This window comes from Microbacterium sp. KR10-403, from assembly GCF_040196215.1.
Lineage (GTDB): Bacteria > Actinomycetota > Actinomycetes > Actinomycetales > Microbacteriaceae > Microbacterium.
In genome coordinates, this window is sequence record NZ_JBEGDC010000001.1 from 494,465 (window position 1) to 513,643 (window position 19,179).

The window sequence follows — 19,179 nt, forward strand, 5'->3', positions numbered from 1 at the left end:
GCTCAGCCGCGCCGTTCGTCGAGCAGCTTGAGGAACGCCTTCATCCACGTGCCGTTGTCGGGCCATGCGCGCGCCGAGACGAGGTTGCCGTCGACGACGGCGCCGCCGTCTTCGAAGACCCCGCCCGCGGTCGTGACGTCGATCGCGAGCTCGGGATAGGCCGAGGTCGTGCGACCGTTCAGCACGCCCGACGCCGCCAGCAGCAGCGGGCCGTGGCAGGTCGCGGCGACCGGGGCGTCCTTCTCGAAGAAGTGGCGCACGATGCGCTGCGCGTCGGGGTTGTTGCGGATGTACTCGGGCGCCCGGCCACCGGGCACGACGATGGCCACGTAGTCGTCGGGGTCGACGTCGGCGAAGGCCACATCGGCGTCCCAGGTGTGGCCGGGCTTCTCGGTGTAGGTGTCGAAGCCGTCGACGAAGTCGTGCACGACGAACTGCAGCTTGCGCTTCTCGGGGGCGCCGATGTGCACCTCGTAACCGGCCTCCTGTAGGCGATGGTACGGGTAGAACACCTCGAGGGTCTCGGCGGCGTCACCGGTGAGGATGAGGATCTTGTCGGCCATGACGGCTCCTTTCGGACGACGATGTCTGCCTCCAGGATGCGCGGGTCGCGGCATCCCGGCACCCGTCCGTTCTCACCCTGTGCGAAACGGCGCCGACACCGTGCACGGGGCCTACGATGTGGAACATGTCCACGCGCGGCGACGACGCTCCGATCCGCTCTGCGGACCGCGTCCTGCGGATCCTTGACGTGGTCGGCGCACGCCCCGACGGCATGACCGCCGGCGAGCTCGCCGAAGAGCTGGAGCTGTCGACGGCGACGACGTACCGGCTGCTCGGCACGCTCGTGGGGCACGACTACCTCGTGCGCACGGCCTCGGCGCGCTATATCCTCGGCCGCGCGGTGGACGATCTCGGCCGTGCCGTACGGGCTCAGCTGGTCGTGACGCCGGAGGTCCGGGGCGTCCTCGCGGCCATGCGCGACAGCGCGCGCGCACCCGCATACCTGACGGTCTTCCGTGGCGACGACATCGCGATCGCGCACGTCGCGGACTCGCCGGCGCATCCGCGCATCGGGCAGCTGCACGTCGGGTTCGCCGAGGCGGCGCACGTGACGGCCTTCGGCAAGATCATGCTCGCCGAGCGCGACGACGCGGCGCTGACGCGCTACCTCGACCGGCACGGCGCCGCGCGCCTCACGCCGGGCTCGGTCACGAGCGAGGCGCGGCTGCGCGCACAGCTCGACGACGTGCGCGCTCAGCAGGTCGCGGTGGAGGTGGAGGAGTACATGCCGCACCTCGCGTGCATCGCGGCGCCGGTGCGCTCGCGCACGGGTCGCACGATCGGCGCGGTGTCGCTCTCGACGACGGCCGACGACTTCACGTCACGCGCGCACGAACTCGAGAAGGCCGTGCGCAGAGGAGCCTGGCACGTCTCGAGCGGGATGCCGGTGTAGACGGTCTACGCCTGCAGACGCTGTTGGTACGAGCCCGCGCTCTCGTCGTCTTCGTCGTCGGCGGGGTACTTGTCCGCCCACTTGTCGACGTACTCGTCTTCGCTGGACTCGGGATGACCCAGCTCACGCTCGAGCGACGCGAAGTTCACGTTGTACGTGTCGTACTTGAGCTCGCGAGCGATCTTGGTGTGCTTCGCCTTCTGACGGCCACGCCCCATGCGAGACCCCCTTATGGTCAAGTCGCGGGCGGTGTCTGGCCCGACTGTTCACGATGTCCGGTATCAACCGGCAAGAGTAGCATTCAGGATATCACGCGGGGTGGTGAACGGCCCGATTGCGGGTCGCCACCCGGCCGGTCGCGAACGAGAGGCGTCGAGATATATGTCCCAGGAGGCATCTGACCCCGCACCCGAGCCCGAGTCGGCCGCCGATGTCACCGGAGCGGTGATCGTCGGCATCGTCGCAGGCCAGTCGCCGCGTGTGCTGAAGGAGGCCGCGCGGTATGCGAAGGCCTTCGGTGCGCCGCTGGTCGTGGCGAACGTCGACGTCACGCGGTTCGTCGCGTACGAAGACCCCGACGGCTCGGTGCAGACGGCCGCCATCGACCTCGCGGCGGTCGGCCGCGAGACCGAGGTGCGGCAGATCACCGGCGAGACGAACGCGGCACTGGAGGGATGCGGCATCGCATGGACGATGCGCTGGCTCGTGGGCGACCCGGCTCTGGCGATGAAGAAGCTCGCCGACGAGCTGCACGCGCGCGTCATCGTCGTCGGGACCCGCAAGCAGGGGCTCGGCGAGTCGATCCGCGAGTTCTTCACGGGCTCGGTCGCCGTGCGCCTCGCGCACCGGCAGACGCGGCCGGTCCTGGTCGTGCCGATCGGCGAGACGCTCGCGGACGACCAGGACTTCGACTGGTGACGCTCACCCGTGCAGGGCACGGGTGACGTCCTTCGCGGCCTCGTCGAGCGCGCGCACGAGCTGGTCGACGGTGGATGCCGCGACCGCCCCTCCGCGCGCCACATGTGAGCGCAGGTCGGTGCGCACCTGCGCGCGGAACGCGTTGATGGCCGTGTCGGCGCGCTGCAGCTGCTCGCGGCTGCGCACCCGCGGGTCGTCGTCGCGCGGGATGCGGGTGGGCGCGGCCCGGCGCTCTTCGTGCGCGGCGGCGGCCAGGTCGGCGCGCAGGCTCTTCATCGCCTCGCGCACGCTGCCGCGCACCTCGTCGGCGATCAGCCGCACCGAATCGGCCAGGCCCGCCTCGATCCCGTCGAACTCCTCGGCGCGGGCGGCCACCTCGTCGCGCCCGGCCTCGGTGATCGCGTAGATCGTCTTGCGGCCGTCGACGGTCTTGGTGACCAGGCCCTCCTCCTCGAGCTTGGCCAGCCGGGGATAGATCGTGCCGGCGCTCGGTGTGTACGTGCCGCCCGTGCGATCGGTGAGCGCCTGGATGAGGTCGTAGCCGTGCCGCGGCTGCTCGTCGAGCAGCTTCAGCAGGTACAGGCGCAGGTCGCCGTGCGAGAAGACCGGGGCCATCACCACTCCTCCTCGTCTGTCGCGTCGGTGTGGCCGGAGGCGTCGGCCGCGGCATCCGCCCCGTCCGTTGCCCGGCGCAGCACCGAGAGGTTGCCCGACACGGAGTTCGTGCGCACGTCGGCGAAGCTGCCCGCGAGCTGCCCGGTCGTGCCGGTGTAGCTCGTGCCGGGGCCGTTGCCCTGCCCCGAGCGCACGGTGCCGTCGATGAGCACCTGGCCGCTCACGCTGCGGACGACGTAGTTGGCGGCCAGCCCCTCGTCGAGGCGGATGGTCGCGTCGCCCGACACGGTGTTCAGCGTGATGCGGTCGACCGTGCCGGTGGTGTCGATGAGCACGGCGCCCGACACCGTGTCGACGACGGTCTTGACGATCGCGCCCGAGGCGGTGACATCACCCGACACGCTGTTGGCGAGCAGCGCGCCCGACAGGCCGCGGACCTGCACGTCGCCCGAGACGGCGTTGAGCGTGAGGTCGCCGGTCAGTCCGTCGACGAGCAGGTCGCCCGAGACGGTGTTCAGGCGCGCGTCGGTGCGCAGGCCGCTGATCAGCGCGCTGGCGCTGACGACGCCGAGCGTGACGGCCACGGCGCGGGGGACTGCGACGCTGATCTCGGCCTTCGGGCCGTTGGCGCCGAAGTGGCGGAAGACGTCGAGGAAGTTGTCCCACCCGAGCTGCGGATGGTCGATCTCGACGGCGCCGTCGATCGCCTCGATGCGCAGATCGCGCCCCGAGACCGCGTGCACCTCGATGCGCAGGCCCGGTTCGTCGTGGGCGACGACGTCGATCTGCCCGCCGACGAGCCCGATCTTGAGTCTGGTCACGTCGTCGATGTCGATGACGCGTGTCTGGCCCGGCTGGATGAGCCACTTCTCGTTGGTCATGGGGACTCCCGTGTGTGATTCGAGATATATCGTGTCTACGACGATAAACGCGATATAGCTCGAGCGCAACCCGGTTCAGCAGATTCACACCCGCCGAGTTCACCCGGCCGAGTTCACCCCGGCCGAGTTCACCCCCGGCGGATTCACATGAGTCTGTCCCACGCACGTCGAACTGCCGCCGGTTCGATGTGCACAAGACAGACTCATGTGAATTTGCCGCACCGGCTTGAGGTTGACGCAACGTCAAGGTCTAGCGTGGGGCTCGAGAGGACGGAAGGACGCGCGGGATGGACAGATCGATCCACGAGATCGCGACCCTCGCGGGCACGACGAGCAGAACGCTGCGCCACTACGACGCCATCGGGCTGCTCGCCCCGACCCGCATCGGAGCGAACGGCTATCGCCGGTATGACGAGGCCGCGCTCGTGCGGCTGCAGCGCATCCTGCTGCTGCGCGAGCTCGGGCTGCCGCTGCCGCAGATCGCCGACGTGCTCGCCCGCGAGACGAGCGAGGTGCGCGCCCTGCGCACGCACCTCGACCTGCTGCGGCAGGAGAAGGAGCGACTCGACCGGCGGATCGCCGCCGTCACGTCCACCATCGACGCCCTGCAGAAAGGGGAGGAACCCATGGCCGAGAAGATGTTCGACGGATTCGACAACACGCAGTACCAGGAGGAGGTCACCGAGCGCTGGGGCGCCGACGCATACGCGCGCAGCAACGACTGGTGGCAGGGGATGAGCCCCGACCAGCGCACGGCATGGCAGCAGCAGGTCGCGGACCTGAACGAGCAGTGGCGGGATGCCGCGGGCCGCGGCATCGCTCCCGACAGCGCCGAGGCGCACGGGCTCGCCGAACGCCACGTGCAGTGGCTGCGGGGGATCCCGGGGACGCCGGCCGCGGCATCCGACGGCGACATCGCCGGGTACGTGCGGGGTCTCGGCGACATGTATGTCGCCGACCCGCGGTTCGCGGCCAACTACGGCGGCGTCGACGGTGCGACCTTCGTGCGCGACGCGTTGCGGGCCTACGCCGACGTCGAGCTGTAGCGCTCCGCGACCCGTGCGGCCGACCGTAAGCTGACGGTATGAGCGGCCCCGTCGACTTCCTGCGCGCGTGCGAGCCCGGCACCCGGGTCACCGTGCGCCGCCGGATCGACGGCGGCTGGTCGGATGCGCTCGGCTACCTGCGCGAGATCACGCCCGAGGCCTGCGTCGTCGAGACGCGCCGCGGCATGGTGACGGTGCCGTTGGATGCCGTGACCCACGCCGTCCGCGTGCCCGAGCCGCCGGCGCGCCGGGCGCGCTGAGCAGCACCCTGCCGACCGAGCGCGCCGAGCCGTACCTGCCGACCGGGGCCCGCCGACCGCGCTCAGGCCCGCTCGCCCACGAACCGGGCCCGCCCGGCGAGGATGCCCGTGATGAAGATGCCCACGCTCACCATGAGCAGCGCGAACAGGGGCCACTCCCACGAGCCCGTGGCGTCGTGCAGTGCCCCCACGAGGATCGGTCCGAAGGCGGCGATCAGATAGCCGACCGACTGGCCCATGCCCGAGAGGGCGGCGGCCTGGTGGTGGTTGCGTGTGCGCAGCCCGAACAGCGAGAGCGCGACGGTGATGGATGCCCCGCCCGACACCCCCAGCATGGCGACCCAGACCACGCCCGCGGCCGGGAACAGCATCTGCCCGCCCACTCCGACGAACACCACGACCGCCGCGATGGCGGCGAGGCCGCTCTGCGCGCGCAGTCGGTGGAGCAGCGCCGCGGCGGTGAGGCTGCCGACGATGCCGAAGCACTGGAACACGAACTGGTGCCATCCGGCGCCGACGATCGACAGGCCGCTGTCGTGCTCGACGGTCGGCCACCAGGTGATGGCCGTGTAGTAGATGGTCGACTGCAGGCCGAGGTAGAACGTCACCGCCCACGCGAGCGGAGAGCGCCACATGGGCCCCACGTGGGCCGGGTCGGCCGGGGCGTCCGCGTCTTCGGCGGCCGCGGCATCCATCGCCTTCTCGGCCGCGGTGTGCCGGGCGCGCAGCTGCGGCAGGAACACCGCGAACGCGATCAGTGCCAGTGCGGCCCAGATGCCCAGCGACAGCCGCCACCCCGCATCGGTCATGCCGGCGATCGGCACCGCCAGGCCGGCGGCGACGGCCGCGACACCGCTCTGCAGCGCCGAGTAGATGCCGGTCATCGGGCCCACGCGGTCGGGATACTCGCGCTTGATGAGCGCCGGCAGCAGCACGTTGATCATCGCGATGGCGCCGCCCAGGATCGCCGTGCCCACCCAGATCGCGCCGGGCAGCGGCACCGAGCGCAGCACGACCGCCGCGGCCAGCACCAGCAGCGAGCCGCCGAGAGCCCGCTCGAGCCCGACCTTGCGGGCGATCCCGGGGGCGATGGGCGAGACGACCGCGAATCCGATCACGGGCAGCGCGACGAGGAACGACGCCGCCGTGCCGCCGATGCCGAGGTCGGCGCGGATGTCGCCGAGCACCGGCCCCACCGACGTGATGCCCGCGCGCAGGTTGGCGGCCAGCAGCAGCACGCCGGCCAGCATGAGGCCCGCGCGGGCGGCGCCGTCGCGGTGGGCAGGCGGCGGCGCAGAAGTCATGCGCTCAGGCTATGCCCCGCCTGTGCGCAGCAACGAATCAGATGCGCACCCGCAGGCCCATGTCGACGATGCGGTCGGCGGGTATGCCGTAGCCGGTGGTGGGGTCGGGACAGTTGCGCTTCAGGAAGGCGAACACGTGCTCGCGCCAGGCGGCCACGCCCCGCAGCCGCCCGCTGCCGTGCTGCGGGTACTCATGCTCGATGTAGTAGGTCGCGGCGGCGGGGTCGACGTGCAGACCCTCGCAGCGCGCGAGCTCGGCCGGCACGTCCACGTGCTCGAGGTAGCCGCAGTGGAGGCGGACCCGGACGAACCCGTGTCGCAGCTTCTCGACCTCGCGGCGCTCGCCGCCCGTGGTGTGCGGCACGTCTTCGACGAGCACGTTCAGGAGGATCACGCGACGGTGCAGGCTGCCGTTGCGCTCGACCTGGTGCGTGAGGGACGGCGGGGTGTCATCGAGCCACGGCGTGACGAACACCGCCGTCCCCCGCACGCGCGCCGCGCGGGTGCGGCGCAGCAGGGCGAAGACGTCCGTGAGGGGGAGCGCGTCGTCATCGGTGCGCCGGGCGAGCAGCTCGCCGCCGCGCCGCCAGGTCGACATGACGACGAACAGCGCCGCCCCGATCACGATCGGGAACCAGCCGCCATAGGGCACGCGCAGCAGATTCGACGCGAGATAGGTGAGGTCGATCGCGAGGAACACGATCATGAGCGGCAGTGCGACCCGACGCGGCCAGCGACCCCGCTCGCGTGCGACCACGTAGGCGAGCACGGTCGTGGCCACCATCGTGGCGTTGACGCTCACCCCGTAGGTGCTCGCCAGCTGCTCGGAGCTGCGGAAGAGCAGTACCAGCACGACGGCGGCGATCATGAGCACGAGGTTGATCGCCGGCACGTAGACCTGCCCGGCGCTCTGCTCGGAGGTCTGCACGACCCGGAAGGGCGGCATCATGCCGAGCCGACTCGCCTGCCGGGTCATCGAGAACGCGCCGGTGATCGCCGCCTGCGACGCGATCACGGTCGCGAGCGTCGCGAGCACGACCATCGGATACAGCAGCGGCCGCGGCACCAGGTTGTAGAAGGGCTGGGCGCCGGACGCCGGGTGGGCCAGCAGCGCGGCGCCCTGGCCGAAGTAGCTGAGCAGGAGGGCCGGGAGGACGAAGCAGAACCACACCCACCGGATCGTCCGCCGGCCGAAGTGCCCGATGTCGGCGTACAGCGCTTCGACGCCGGTCGTCACCAGGAAGACCGCGAACAGCACGAGGAACCCGACCAGCCCGTTGCGGGCGAAGAACGTCACGGCGTACGCCGGGTTCAGAGCCGCCAGCACTCCGGGTTCGAGGGCGATGCCGTACACGCCCAGTGCGGCGATGGCGACGAACCAGACCGCCATCACGGGGCCGAACGCCGCACCGACCTTGGCCGTGCCGAACCGCTGCACCGCGAACAGCAGCACGATGATCACGAGCGTCACCGGGATCACGAAGGGCTGCATGTGCGGCGAGGCCTCGCGCAGGCCCTCGACGGCGCTGAGGATCGAGATCGCGGGGGTGATCATGACGCCCGCGTACAGCATCGCGGCGCCGGCCAGCCCGACGAGCACGAGCGCGCGCCGTGACCGCCGCCGGAGCGCGCGCCACGGTCGCAGCAGGGCGACCAGGGCGAAGACGCCGCCCTCACCCCGGTTGTCGGCCCGCAGCACGAGGGTCATGTACTTCACCGAGACGACGAGGATGAGCGTCCAGAAGACGAGGGAGAGGATGCCGAGCACGTCGACACGGTCGGGTGCGAGGTGGGCGGATCCACCGTTGAACACGGCGTGCAGCGCGTAGATCGTGCTCGTGCCGAGGTCGCCGTAGACGACGCCCAGCACCGCGAGCGCGACCAGCGCTACCTGACCGGCGCCCTGCCGCCGCGCCCGCTCCTCGGCGGGCACCGCGGCGGGGCGGTCGCGGCGCTCCTCGCTGGCGACGTCGGCCGGCTCGGCGTCAGGGTGCCCGGCCGTGCGGTCGTCCGAGCCCGCGGTCGACTCGTCGCCGCGCGCCGTCGACATCGCCGTCGATCAGGTGCGGTTGCGCCCGCTGATGACGCGGAGCAGGAAGGCGATCAGGGCGATGACGGCGACCACGAGCGCGACCCAGAGCAGCCAGTGCAGGGCGGCGTTCAGACCGCTGAAGATCGCGACGATCACGGCGATGATCAGGATGATGACGAGTGCGGCGTTCATGAGTGAGACCCCCTTGCCTTCGTCCCACCTGAGCATGTCCAGGTGTCCACGTCAACCCCTCGACCGGCGCCGCGCACGTGGCTACCGTGGGCGGGGCGAGAGGAGACATCATGCCCCGAGGACGAGCCTCGAACAGCCTGAAGAATCCCGATATGTACGAGGAGCTGCGCAAGCAGGGAGACTCCGAGGAGAAGGCGGCGCGCATCTCGAACGCCGCCGCCCGGGACGGCAAGAAGAAGATCGGTCAGCGCGGCGGCAAGGCCGAGAACTATGAGGACCGGACGGTCGACGAGCTGAAGGCACGGGCGAAGGAGCTGGGCCTGCACGGATACTCCGGCAAGCGCAAGAGCGAACTCATCGACCTGCTGCGCCATCACTGACTGTTCGGCGCCTGCGCACTGCACGGCATACATTCACCGCACCCGTGGAATAATCGCGCCCGGGCGGTCGCGCGCGGCCGCCCTCCATCTTCTGCTCGAAGGGCCCCCGTGTCGAAGCTCGCCGTCCTCAGCCTGCGCAACCGCGCGCTGATCGCGCTCATCACGATCATCGCCGCGGTCTTCGGATCGATCGCGCTGGTGAATCTCAAGCAGGAGCTCATCCCGTCGATCGAGTTCCCGCAGCTGATCGTCGTCTCCACCTACCCGGGCGCCTCGCCCGAGGTCGTGTCGCACGACGTGTCCGACCCGATCGAACAGGCGATCCAGGGCGTGCCGGGGCTGGAGGAGACCAGCGCCACCAGCACGACGAACTCGTCGATCGTGCAGGCGCAGTTCACCTACGGCACCGACCTCGCCACCGCCGAGCAGAAGATCAGCGTCGCGATCAACCGCATCAAGAGCACGCTGCCCGACGGAGTGGACCCCAACGTCATCTCCGCGTCGATCGACGACTTCCCGGTGATCCAGCTCGCGGTCACCGGCTTCGACGATGAGCAGACCGTGCAGTCACGGCTGGAGAGCACGGTCGTCCCCGACCTCGAAGACATCGACGGCGTCAACGCCGCGCAGATCGTCGGCGGACGCGGGCAGCGCGTGACCATCACTCCCGACACCGACGAGCTCGCGGCATCCGGCTTCACCACCCAGTCGATCACCGACGCGCTCAGCCAGAACGGGCTGCTCTTCCCGGGCGGCGACATCACCGACGGCGACCAGACCCTCACCGTGCAGACCGGCGCGAAGCTCGACGCCGTGAAGGAGATCGAGCAGCTGCCGCTCGTGCCGAGCGCGCAGGCGCTGGCGCAGCAGCAGGTGCAGGCCCAGGCCGGTGCCGCGGCGGGTGCTGCCGCCGGCACGAAGACCTCGTCGAGCACCGAGACGACGACGATCGCGGATGTCGCGACCGTGAAGCTCGAGCGCGATCCGGTGACGACCATCTCGCGCGTCAACGGCGAGAACGCCCTCACCCTGGCCATCACGAAGCTGCCGGCGGCCAACACCGTCGACGTGTCGACGGCCGTGCGCGATGCGCTGCCGAACCTGCAGAAGCAGCTCGACGGCGCGCACTTCACCGTCGTCTTCGATCAGGCGCCGTACATCCAGCAGTCGATCGACTCGCTCGCGCAGGAGGGTCTGCTCGGCCTGCTGTTCGCCGTGATCATCATCCTGATCTTCCTGCTGTCGGTGCGCTCGACGCTGGTCACGGCCATCTCGATCCCGACGAGCGTGCTCATCACGTTCATCGGCATCCAGGCGTTCGGGTACTCGCTGAACATCCTCACGCTGGGCGCCCTGACGATCGCGATCGGGCGCGTCGTCGACGACTCGATCGTCGTCATCGAGAACATCAAACGACATTACGTCGAGGGCGCCGACAAGCTGCAGGCCATCACCCGCGCGGTGCGCGAGGTGGCAACGGCCGTGGCGGCATCCACCCTGACGACCGTCGCCGTGTTCCTGCCGATCGCGTTCGTCGGCGACATGACGGGCGAGCTGTTCCGTCCGTTCGCCCTGACCGTCACGATCGCCATGGTCGCCTCGCTCGTCGTGGCCCTCACCATCGTGCCGGTGCTGGCGTACTGGTTCCTCAAGCCCGGCAGGCAGCTGCTCGATGCCGACGGCGAACCGATCGACCCCGAGGCGCCCGAGGCCCCGCCGTCGCGCCTGCAGAAGGGCTACCTGCCGATCCTGCACTGGACGCTCAAGCACTCCGGCGTCACCGTCGTCATCGCGGTGCTCGTGCTCGGCGGCACCCTGGCGCTCGCGCCGCTGATGAAGACGAACTTCCTCGGCGACTCGGGCCAGAACACGTTCACGATGACGCAGGACCTGGGGCCCGCGGCATCCCTCGATTCACAGGACGCCGCGGCGAAGAAGGTCGAAGCCGCCATCAAGGACGTCGACGGGATCGACACCGTGCAGACCTCGATCGGATCGAGCGGCTCCGCGCTGCGCGACGCGTTCTCGGGCGGCGGCAGCGGTGTGACCTACTCGATCACCACCGACACCGATGCCGACCAGGCGCAGGTGCGGGCCGACGTCGAAGACGCCGTGGCAGACCTGAAGGACGTCGGAACCGTGACCGTCGCGGCCGCCGAGGGCGGCTTCGGCTCGAGCGACGTCGAGATCGACGTGACCGCCCCCGACGGCAAGACCCTGCAGACGGCGACCGACGCGGTCGTCGATGCCGTGAAGGGCAAGGACGGCATCGGCCAGGTCGCCACGAACCTGTCGGCATCGCTGCCGTACATCTCCGTGTCGGTCGACCGCACCAAGGCCGCCGAGCACGGGCTGAGCGAGGCCGCGGTGGGCGGCATCGTGTCGAGCACGATGCGTCCGCAGCAGATCGGCACCGTCGAGATCGACGAGTCGAGCGTCACGGTGTATCTGGACGCGGCCGATGTGCCCGATTCCATCGACGCGTTGAAGAAGATGGATGTCGCGACCGCGACGGGGATCGTCGAGCTCGGTGACATCGCGACCGTGGAGAAGAGCAACGGTCCCACGTCGATCTCGACGCAGCGCGGCGTGCGCACCGCGACGGTGACGGTCACGCCGTCGACGGACGACCTGACCGCGGCATCCGCCACCATCGACGAAGCGCTGAAGAACGCCGACCTGCCGGAGGCGGCCGATGCGTCGATCGGCGGCGTGCTCTCGCAGCAGGGCACCGCGTTCTCGCAGCTGGGGCTGGCGATGCTCGCGGCGATCCTGATCGTCTACGTCGTGATGGTGGCGACCTTCAAGTCGCTGCGCCAGCCGCTGCTGCTGCTCGTGTCGATCCCGTTCGCGGCGACCGGAGCGATCCTGCTGCAGCTGATCACCGGCGTGCCGCTGGGCGTGGCATCGCTCATCGGCGTGCTGATGCTCATCGGCATCGTGGTGACGAACGCCATCGTGCTCGTCGACCTCGTCAACCAGTACCGGGCCAAGGGCCTGTCGACCCACGACGCGGTGATGGCGGGCGGGTCGAGGCGCCTCCGGCCGATCCTCATGACGGCGCTGGCGACCATCTTCGCGCTGACGCCCATGGCGCTCGGCATCACCGGGCACGGCGGGTTCATCTCGCAGCCGCTGGCGATCGTCGTCATCGGCGGCCTCGTGTCATCGACCCTGCTGACGCTGCTCGTGCTGCCCACGCTGTACAACCTCGTCGAGGGCGCGCGCGAGCGGCGGGAGGCGAGGCGCGGTGCGAAGACGGACGGTGCGGTCAGCGTCGATGAGGCCGAGACCGTCGGGGCGCTGCCGCAGGCTTCGGCGATCCACCAGGTGGAGTCGTCGCGCCGGTCGCGTCGCGAGCACTGAGACCGTGCGTCGGCGAGTTGGCGCTCAGCCTCGCGCTCGGCGGCGAGTTCGCGCTCGACCTCGTGCCGGGGGTGCTGCCGTGTCTCGGCGAGCATGCGGTGCAGGCGGCCGGCGAACACGCCGATCCACGTGAAGATGAGCGCGAACGCGATGAGCTCGAACGCCGCCAGCGTCATGAGCTTGAAGAGGTAGACGACCGTCGTCGTGACGAGCGTGCCGCCGAGGATGTACGTGAAGACCATCAGCGGACGCGTGTAGTGCCGGCGACGCACGACCACCGTGATGAGCACGCCGAGGAACGAGAAGATGATGCCGTCGGCGGCCCGCTCGTGCATGAACTGGTTGACGTTCATCGGGAAGAACCCCACCGCGGCCAGATGGGCGCCCGAGCACGCGAGCAGCACGCTCACCTTGCCGGAGCGCTTCGCTCCGCGCAGGTCCTGCAGGGCGTGCATGTCGCGGCGCACCTGCAGCGAGAACCCGAGGAACAGCATCCCGACCACGATCATCGTGGCGTTGAACGTGTGTCCCGAGAAGTCGTGGAACGTGCCCAGTTCGCTGAACTGCGAACGCCACCAGTCACTGTCGGTGGTCGTGAGCATCGACACGGCCGTGCCCGCGACGAGCATCACCGTGACCAGCGCCGCCCAGCGCGGCGCCGTGGGCCGCAGCAGAATGGGCAGTCGCGTCGGATCGAAGCGCAGTGCCGGCATCGGCCTGAAATAGAAGGTCGGTTCCCCGGTCGACATCAGTCCCCCTCGAGGCGCACCACTCGCCCGAGTCCCCAGACCTGATCCGTGTGTCGCGCCGGATGCAGTTTTCTCCAGCCCCCAGCGTGACGGCGTCAGCCGTCCTGATCGATGCTATTAGGCTCGGCGGCCGATCGCACGGGCGGAAGCCGGGGTTGACAGGGGTTTTTCGGAGTGGCAGGGGTGGATGCCGCGGCCGGGCGGTCTCCCAGGTGCGACCGATAGGCTGATTCGGTCGGCTCAGGGCGAAGTGTGGGTTTGTGTGCCCAGGGGGCCGATGATGGGCGCCGCTCGGCGTGCATGACCATCATCAGAATGGCCCCGGCCGACGAATGTCCGGGTTGCCCGAGCGTGCGCGCTCGGGCGCTGTTCTCGTGCAAGAGAACCCAGAAGGACCATGCCCAAGAACAAGAAGCCGGCCGGAGGCCGGCCCGCTCGCAATTTCGATCCCCACTACGCCGCGAAGACCAAGCACCGCCCGGGGGACTCGTCCGCCGGCAAGCCCGGCAGCCGCAGCCCGGGGCACCGCGGATACCGCGCCCCCGAGGCCGAGGCGTCGGCGCCCAAGCGTCGCTGGACCGCGCAGGAGAAGGCCGGCCGCGACGAGTCGCGCGCCATCCGCGACGGACGCGGCCACCGCGATGGCGGCTACGAGCGTCGCGACGGCGGCTACCGTCAGGACCGCGGGTTCCGCGACGACCGTCAGGACCGTGGATACCGTCAGGATCGCGACAACCGTGGCTTCGGTCAGGATCGCGCCCCGCGTCGCGACGACCGAGATGACCGCGGCTACCGTGGCGCTCGCCGCGATGACGGCGCTCCGCGTCGCGACGACCGCGGTTCGCGTCCGTCGTACCGCGACGACCGGAACCAGCGTCCGTCGTACCGTGACGACCGTGCCCCGCGTCGCGACGAGCGCGGTTCGCGTCCGTCCTACCGTGATGCCCAGGGCTCGCGTCCGTCGTATCGTGACGCCGAAGGTTCGCGTCCGTCTCATCGGGATGACCGCGCTCCTCGCCGCGACGACCGCTTCGGCCACCGCGACGACCGCGGCCAGCGACCGCCGTACCGTGATGACCGCCGCGACGACCGCGGGTACGGCTCCGACCGCGGCGCCCGATCGGACCGCACGATGGACCGGAGCGGCGACCGCGCGCAGCGCCCCGCATACCGCGACGACCGCGGCCCTCGCCGCGACGACCGCGCGCAGCGTCCGTCCTCCCGCGATGACCGCGGCGCTCGTCCGTCGTATCGTGACAGCGATCGCCGCTCGTTCGACCGCAACGATCGCCGCGACTCCGGTCGCCGCGACGTCGACCACCGAGACCAGCACGCCTCTGCGCAGCACGAGGAGCACATCGACGTCGTCCACGAGAAGCTGCAGGCGGAGGCCGTCCAGGCGGATGCCGGAGCCACGGCATCCTTCGCCGATCTCGGTCTCGGCGACAACATCGTCCGCGCGCTCGCGGGTCTGGGTGCCGAGCACCCGTTCCCCATCCAGGCGGCGACGATCGGCCCGATCCTCGCGGGCAAGGACGTGCTCGGCCGCGGCCGCACCGGTTCGGGCAAGACGATCGCCTTCGGCGCACCGCTGGTCGAGTCGATCCTGCGTTCCAAGGCGGGGGTCAAGCGCGAGTTCGGTCGCGCTCCGGTGGCGCTGATCCTCGCGCCGACGCGCGAGCTCGCACTGCAGATCGACCGCACCGTGCAGCCGATCGCGCGCAGTGTGGGCCTGTTCACGACGCAGATCTACGGCGGCGTGCCGCAGGCGCGCCAGGTCGGTGCGCTCAAGAAGGGCGTCGACATCATCATCGGCACCCCCGGGCGCATCGAAGACCTGCACGAGCAGGGCAAGCTCGACCTCTCGCAGGTGCGCGTGGTCGTGCTCGACGAGGCCGATCACATGTCGGAGCTCGGGTTCCTCGAGCCGATGCAGCGCATCCTGCGCCTCGTCGCCGACGGTGCGCAGAAGCTGCTGTTCTCGGCCACGCTCGACCGTGAGGTCGCGGCCCTCGTCGACGAGTTCCTCGTCGAGCCCGCCGTCTACGAGGTCGCCGGCGAAGACCAGGATTCGGGCACGATCGACCACCGCGTGCTGGTGATCGACCACCGCGACAAGCCCGAGATCCTCAACTCGCTCGTCGACCGCGACGGCAAGACGCTCGTGTTCTCGCGCACCCGTGCGTACACCGAGATGCTCGCCGAGCAGTTCGAAGAGGCGGGCATCCGCGCGGTCGCGCTGCACGGTGACCTGAACCAGGCCAAGCGCTCGCGCAATCTGCAGCGGCTGACCGACGGCAAGGTGAACGTGCTGGTGGCGACGGATGTCGCGGCCCGCGGCATCCACGTCGACGACATCGACCTGGTCGTGCAGGCTGATGCGCCCAGCGAGTACAAGACGTATCTGCACCGTTCGGGTCGCACCGGTCGCGCCGGACGCCCGGGCACGGTCGTGACGCTCGTGCCGCGCCAGCGTCAGCGCCGCATGTCGGAGCTGCTCGAGCGTGCCGAGATCGACGCGCCGTTCACGCCGGCACGGCCGGGCGACGACCTCCTCGAGGAGCTCAGCGGCCGTCAGGTCGACCCGATGGCCTGATCCGCTTCGGCATCGGGCGCGGCGTCGTCGGCGAGACCGGCGATGAGCGCGGCCGCCCGTGTGGGGCCGCCGAGTGATCGGAGCTCGGCGCCCACGCGGGCTGCGGCATCCCGAACCGACACGTCGTCGCGAGCGCGGCGATAGCCCTCGGCGACCTGCGCGCTGGTGGGCGTGCCGGTGCGCAGGTTCACGCCGGCGCCCGACCACGCGACCCGCGCCGCGACCTCGGGCTTGTCGAGATCGCCGCCGGCGATGACCAGCGGCACGCCGTGGCTCAGCCCGGCGAGCGTGCCTCCCCAGCCGCCGTTCGTGATCATGACGTCGGTGCGGGGGAGCAGCAGCGCGAACGGCACGAAGTCGGCGACCCGTGCGTTCGCGGGCACGGCGAAGTCGAAGTCATTGCGCCCGGGCAGACCCGTGGTCGCGACGACGAGCGCGTCCTCGTCGGCGAGCGCGTCGAGCGCCGGACGGACGAGGTCGGACGGATCGACGTTCTGCGTACCCTGCGTCACGACGATGACGCGGCGGTCGTCGAGGTCGCTCCACCATTCGGGCACGGGACGGGATGCCGCATCCGCCGTGAGTGCGCCGACGAAGTGCAGGTGCGGTGGCCGGTCGGTCCGGCCGAAGTCGAGCGCGGGGGACCCGTTCGCGACGATGAGTCGCCGCGAGAGCACGATCTCGTTGAAGTGCAGGCGCGACGTGGGCAGCCCGAGTTCGCGACGCAGCCGCTTGAACGGCCGGTCGAGCGGGCCGGCCATGAGCGGCACCGCGCTGCGCAGGGCCGCGTCGCGCAGCCGTGTGAGTGCGTTCGTGCCCGGGGTCAGTCCCAGTCCACTGGGTGGGCCCTGCCGGCTCGGCATATGCAGCGGCAGCACCGCGATCGTCGCGAGGGGGACATCGTGCCGCTCGGCGAAGAGCCCCGGGCCCAGCGCCATCTCGTCGCAGGCGGTGACGTCCCAGGGCTCGCGCCGCCACTCGGCTTCGAGGTCTGCCACCTGTCCGCCCGCGGTGCCGATCATGCAGTCTTCGAGGTTGACCATCGTCTGGCGCAGGCCCTTCTTGCCGACGAGGCGCGGAAAGGTCGCCTGCAGATCGTTCTCGTCGAAGTCGGTGGCTTCGCGCCACGGGACGAATCGGGCTCCGGATGCCGCGACCCGGGCAGCGAACGCCGACCCGGTGTACACGCGGACGTCGTGACCGGCGGCGACGAGTTCGTGCGCGACGGTGAGCACCGGAGCGACGTGTCCGGTGAACGACATTGCGGCGACCAGGATGCGCGCCATGGAGACAGCATGGCCGAACCCGGCGCGTCTGTCACCCCTCGAACGGCGGGCTCGTGGACCCCGGGCGGGTATTCCCTTCGTGCAGAGTCTCTGCCAGGATGGGGCGCACGTGTTTGTAAGGCGCACTGCCTAACGCCGGCCGGGCACGGCTCGACATCCCGTATCGAGCGCACTCCCCGATCGAAGGAGCTTGTGAAGTGATCCCCCGCGCTTCGCTGCTGGCCACCGCGCTGGCGGGAGCCGTGCTCATCGTCGTGGCCGCGGCATCCCCTGCCACCGCCGCATCGCCCGCTTCGGCGGCATCCGAGATCGACGCATCGCCCGCTCCCACGACGAACATCAACGGCTACCGCAACGTCGGATACTACGGCGGCTGGCAGGCCTCCGGCGACGCGAAGGCGACGCTGAAGAAGCTGTTCGTCGATCAGTCGACGGGCGAGAACATCACGCACCTGAACTACTCGTTCGGCAACATCGCCGGGTCGCAGGAGGCGATCGACGCCGCGCGGGCCGACGGCGGCCAAGGGCTCGACGGCGTCGAGCCCTACACGTGCTTCATCTCGGATGTGGTCGCCCCCGCCGCGGGAGAGACGGAAGCGGCCGGCTCTGCGCAGGACGACTTCGTGCGGGCATACTCCGCGAAGGACGCGGTGCTGGGGGTCGCCGACGCGAAGGAGCAGAAGCTCGCGGGCAATTTCAACCAGCTGCGCGAGCTCAAGAAGCTGTACCCTGACCTGAAGGTGAGCATCTCGCTCGGCGGCTGGTCGTGGTCGAAGTCGTTCTCGAAGGCAGTGGCGACCCCCGAGAGCCGGGCAGCGTTGGCCTCGAGCTGCATCGATCTGTACATCAAGGGCAACCTTCCGGAGATCGACGGCCGCGGTGGCAACGGTTCGGCCGCCGGCATCTTCGACGGCTTCGACATCGACTGGGAGTGGCCGGGCGCCCCCGACTGGGCGCAGGAAGTCGGCAACTCCGTCGACCCGGAGAACGATGCCGCGAACATGCTCGCGTTCGTGAAGGAACTGCGGACGCAGCTCGACAAGCTGTCGGGCAAGACCGGGCGGGACTATGAGCTGTCGGCGTTCCTGCCCGCCAGCCCGACGGTGATCACGGCGGGCGGATGGAACGTGCCCGAGCTCTTCCAGTACCTCGACTACGGGAACCTTCAGGGATACGACCTGTGGGGCACGTGGTCGGCGACCACCGGTCATCAGGCGAACATCTACGGCGACCCGGCGCAGAACTGGGGGCTGGGGCTGGACACGATCGTCGCGTCGTACAAGGACGCCGGAGTGGACCCTGCGCAGTTGAACCTCGGCGTTCCCGCCTATGGGCAGGGGTGGAAGGATGCCGCGGCCGAGCCGTGGACGCCCGCCACCGGAATCGGACAGCAGTCGTATGACCAGTTGAAGGCGCGCAACCTGGAGATCCATCACGACTATGCCGCGAACGGGCACTACAACGCGACGTGGGGCTATGACGCCGCAGCGGACGAGTTCTGGTCGTTCGATGACACGTTCTCTGTGGCGGAGAAGACCAAGTGGGCGATTCGTCAAGGACTGGGCGGCGTCGACTTCTGGGAGCTGAGTCAGGATCTCGACGGCGACCTGTCGGCCGCGTCGGCCGCGGTGATGCGCAAGGCTGACGGTGGGCCGGTCGCCGGGGATGCGCTGACCTCGTGCGCGCGCACGCCGAACGCGACGGCGACCGCGTGGAACGCCCAGACCAAGTACGACACGGGCGACCAGGTGTACCTCCGCGGCCACGTGTATCAGGCGCTCTGGTACGCGAAGGGCAGGGCGCAGGAGCCGGGTGCGTCGAACGTCGGGCCGTGGAGCACGCTCACGGCGTGCGGCGTGGATCCGTCGACGGTGCAGGCCTGGGCTGCCGACCGCGTGTACGAGCGCGGCGACCAGGTCACCTACAAGGGCGTGACCTACACAGCGCAGTGGTGGACGCGCAATCAGAAGCCCGGTCATCAGTGGGGTCCGTGGCAGCGCTGATCTGCAACGGAGTCGTAGCACTCTGATTCGCAGCACGCTGAGTCGCAGTACGCTGGGGCGGCCATCCTTCGGGATGGCCGCTCTTGCGTTGGCGG

At 70.1% G+C, this 19,179-nt stretch carries 16 protein-coding genes and 1 pseudogene; 8 read left to right on the forward strand and 9 right to left on the reverse strand.

Annotation, left to right across the window (positions count from 1 at the left end; genetic code table 11):
• Nucleotides 1–2 precede the first annotated feature (2 nt).
• On the reverse strand, nt 3–563 hold the full coding sequence (locus ABMQ42_RS02510; protein ID WP_349721163.1) for a DJ-1/PfpI family protein: 561 nt from the start codon (nt 561–563) through the stop codon (nt 3–5).
• Between the two features lie 125 nt (nt 564–688).
• On the opposite strand from ABMQ42_RS02510, the gene ABMQ42_RS02515 reads away from it, so the two are divergent.
• On the forward strand, nt 689–1,456 hold the full coding sequence (locus ABMQ42_RS02515; RefSeq protein ID WP_349721165.1) for an IclR family transcriptional regulator: 768 nt from the start codon (nt 689–691) through the stop codon (nt 1,454–1,456).
• A gap of 5 nt (nt 1,457–1,461) precedes the next feature.
• On the opposite strand, the gene ABMQ42_RS02520 is transcribed toward ABMQ42_RS02515, so the two are convergent.
• Complete coding sequence (locus ABMQ42_RS02520) at nt 1,462–1,674, reverse strand: DUF3073 domain-containing protein (protein ID WP_349721166.1); 213 nt, start codon at nt 1,672–1,674, stop codon at nt 1,462–1,464.
• Nucleotides 1,675–1,837: 163 nt separating this feature from the next.
• On the opposite strand from ABMQ42_RS02520, the gene ABMQ42_RS02525 reads away from it, so the two are divergent.
• Nucleotides 1,838–2,374: a universal stress protein gene (locus ABMQ42_RS02525; protein ID WP_349721168.1), complete on the forward strand. Its 537-nt coding sequence runs from the start codon at nt 1,838–1,840 to the stop codon at nt 2,372–2,374.
• A 3-nt stretch (nt 2,375–2,377) separates the two neighbouring features.
• Here the strand turns inward: ABMQ42_RS02525 and ABMQ42_RS02530 are convergent, their stop codons facing one another.
• Both ABMQ42_RS02530 and ABMQ42_RS02535 read right to left on the reverse strand, forming a co-directional pair.
• A complete protein-coding gene (locus ABMQ42_RS02530; RefSeq protein ID WP_349721169.1) occupies nt 2,378–2,989 on the reverse strand; it encodes a PadR family transcriptional regulator in 612 nt (203 codons plus the stop codon).
• Nucleotides 2,989–3,870, reverse strand: coding sequence for a DUF4097 family beta strand repeat-containing protein (locus ABMQ42_RS02535; RefSeq protein WP_349721170.1), 882 nt, complete (start codon nt 3,868–3,870; stop codon nt 2,989–2,991). Before ABMQ42_RS02535 ends, ABMQ42_RS02530 begins: the two co-directional genes overlap by 1 nt.
• A gap of 287 nt (nt 3,871–4,157) precedes the next feature.
• Between ABMQ42_RS02535 and ABMQ42_RS02540 the strand changes: the two genes are divergently transcribed.
• Nucleotides 4,158–4,916, forward strand: coding sequence for a MerR family transcriptional regulator (locus ABMQ42_RS02540; protein ID WP_349721172.1), 759 nt, complete (start codon nt 4,158–4,160; stop codon nt 4,914–4,916).
• A 38-nt stretch (nt 4,917–4,954) separates the two neighbouring features.
• Nucleotides 4,955–5,176 (forward strand): hypothetical protein, encoded by a 222-nt coding sequence (locus ABMQ42_RS02545; RefSeq protein WP_349721173.1) that lies wholly within the window; start codon nt 4,955–4,957, stop codon nt 5,174–5,176.
• 62 nt (nt 5,177–5,238) lie between these two features.
• Here the strand turns inward: ABMQ42_RS02545 and ABMQ42_RS02550 are convergent, their stop codons facing one another.
• Genes ABMQ42_RS02550 through ABMQ42_RS02560 form a run of 3 tightly spaced genes read right to left on the reverse strand, consistent with a single transcriptional unit; the run spans nt 5,239 to nt 8,704 of the window.
• Complete coding sequence (locus ABMQ42_RS02550; protein WP_349721174.1) at nt 5,239–6,480, reverse strand: CynX/NimT family MFS transporter; 1,242 nt, start codon at nt 6,478–6,480, stop codon at nt 5,239–5,241.
• Between the two features lie 37 nt (nt 6,481–6,517).
• A complete protein-coding gene (locus ABMQ42_RS02555) occupies nt 6,518–8,530 on the reverse strand; it encodes a potassium transporter Kup (RefSeq protein ID WP_349721176.1) in 2,013 nt (670 codons plus the stop codon).
• Nucleotides 8,531–8,539: 9 nt separating this feature from the next.
• Nucleotides 8,540–8,704: a hypothetical protein gene (locus tag ABMQ42_RS02560; RefSeq protein WP_349721177.1), complete on the reverse strand. Its 165-nt coding sequence runs from the start codon at nt 8,702–8,704 to the stop codon at nt 8,540–8,542.
• Nucleotides 8,705–8,814: 110 nt separating this feature from the next.
• Here ABMQ42_RS02560 and ABMQ42_RS02565 point away from each other — a divergent pair, with 110 nt between their 5' ends.
• Both ABMQ42_RS02565 and ABMQ42_RS02570 read left to right on the forward strand, forming a co-directional pair.
• On the forward strand, nt 8,815–9,084 hold the full coding sequence (locus ABMQ42_RS02565) for a DUF7218 family protein (protein ID WP_349721178.1): 270 nt from the start codon (nt 8,815–8,817) through the stop codon (nt 9,082–9,084).
• Nucleotides 9,085–9,192: 108 nt separating this feature from the next.
• Nucleotides 9,193–12,450 carry an efflux RND transporter permease subunit gene (locus ABMQ42_RS02570; RefSeq protein ID WP_349721179.1) on the forward strand — a complete coding sequence of 1,086 codons (3,258 nt, stop codon included), beginning with the start codon at nt 9,193–9,195 and terminating at the stop codon, nt 12,448–12,450.
• Nucleotides 12,451–12,620: 170 nt separating this feature from the next.
• Here ABMQ42_RS02570 and ABMQ42_RS18165 read toward each other — a convergent pair.
• A pseudogene (locus ABMQ42_RS18165) lies at nt 12,621–13,199 on the reverse strand (DUF998 domain-containing protein); the annotation flags it as partial.
• A gap of 397 nt (nt 13,200–13,596) precedes the next feature.
• On the opposite strand from ABMQ42_RS18165, the gene ABMQ42_RS02580 reads away from it, so the two are divergent.
• The gene (locus tag ABMQ42_RS02580; RefSeq protein WP_349721181.1) at nt 13,597–15,795 is read left to right on the forward strand and encodes a DEAD/DEAH box helicase; all 2,199 of its coding nucleotides are present in this window, start codon (nt 13,597–13,599) and stop codon (nt 15,793–15,795) included.
• On the opposite strand, the gene ABMQ42_RS02585 is transcribed toward ABMQ42_RS02580, so the two are convergent.
• On the reverse strand, nt 15,774–17,081 hold the full coding sequence (locus tag ABMQ42_RS02585) for a glycosyltransferase (protein ID WP_349721183.1): 1,308 nt from the start codon (nt 17,079–17,081) through the stop codon (nt 15,774–15,776). The genes ABMQ42_RS02580 and ABMQ42_RS02585 overlap by 22 nt on opposite strands.
• Nucleotides 17,082–17,278: 197 nt before the next feature.
• On the opposite strand from ABMQ42_RS02585, the gene ABMQ42_RS02590 reads away from it, so the two are divergent.
• Nucleotides 17,279–19,084 (forward strand): glycosyl hydrolase family 18 protein, encoded by a 1,806-nt coding sequence (locus ABMQ42_RS02590; protein ID WP_349721185.1) that lies wholly within the window; start codon nt 17,279–17,281, stop codon nt 19,082–19,084.
• Nucleotides 19,085–19,179 lie beyond the last annotated feature (95 nt).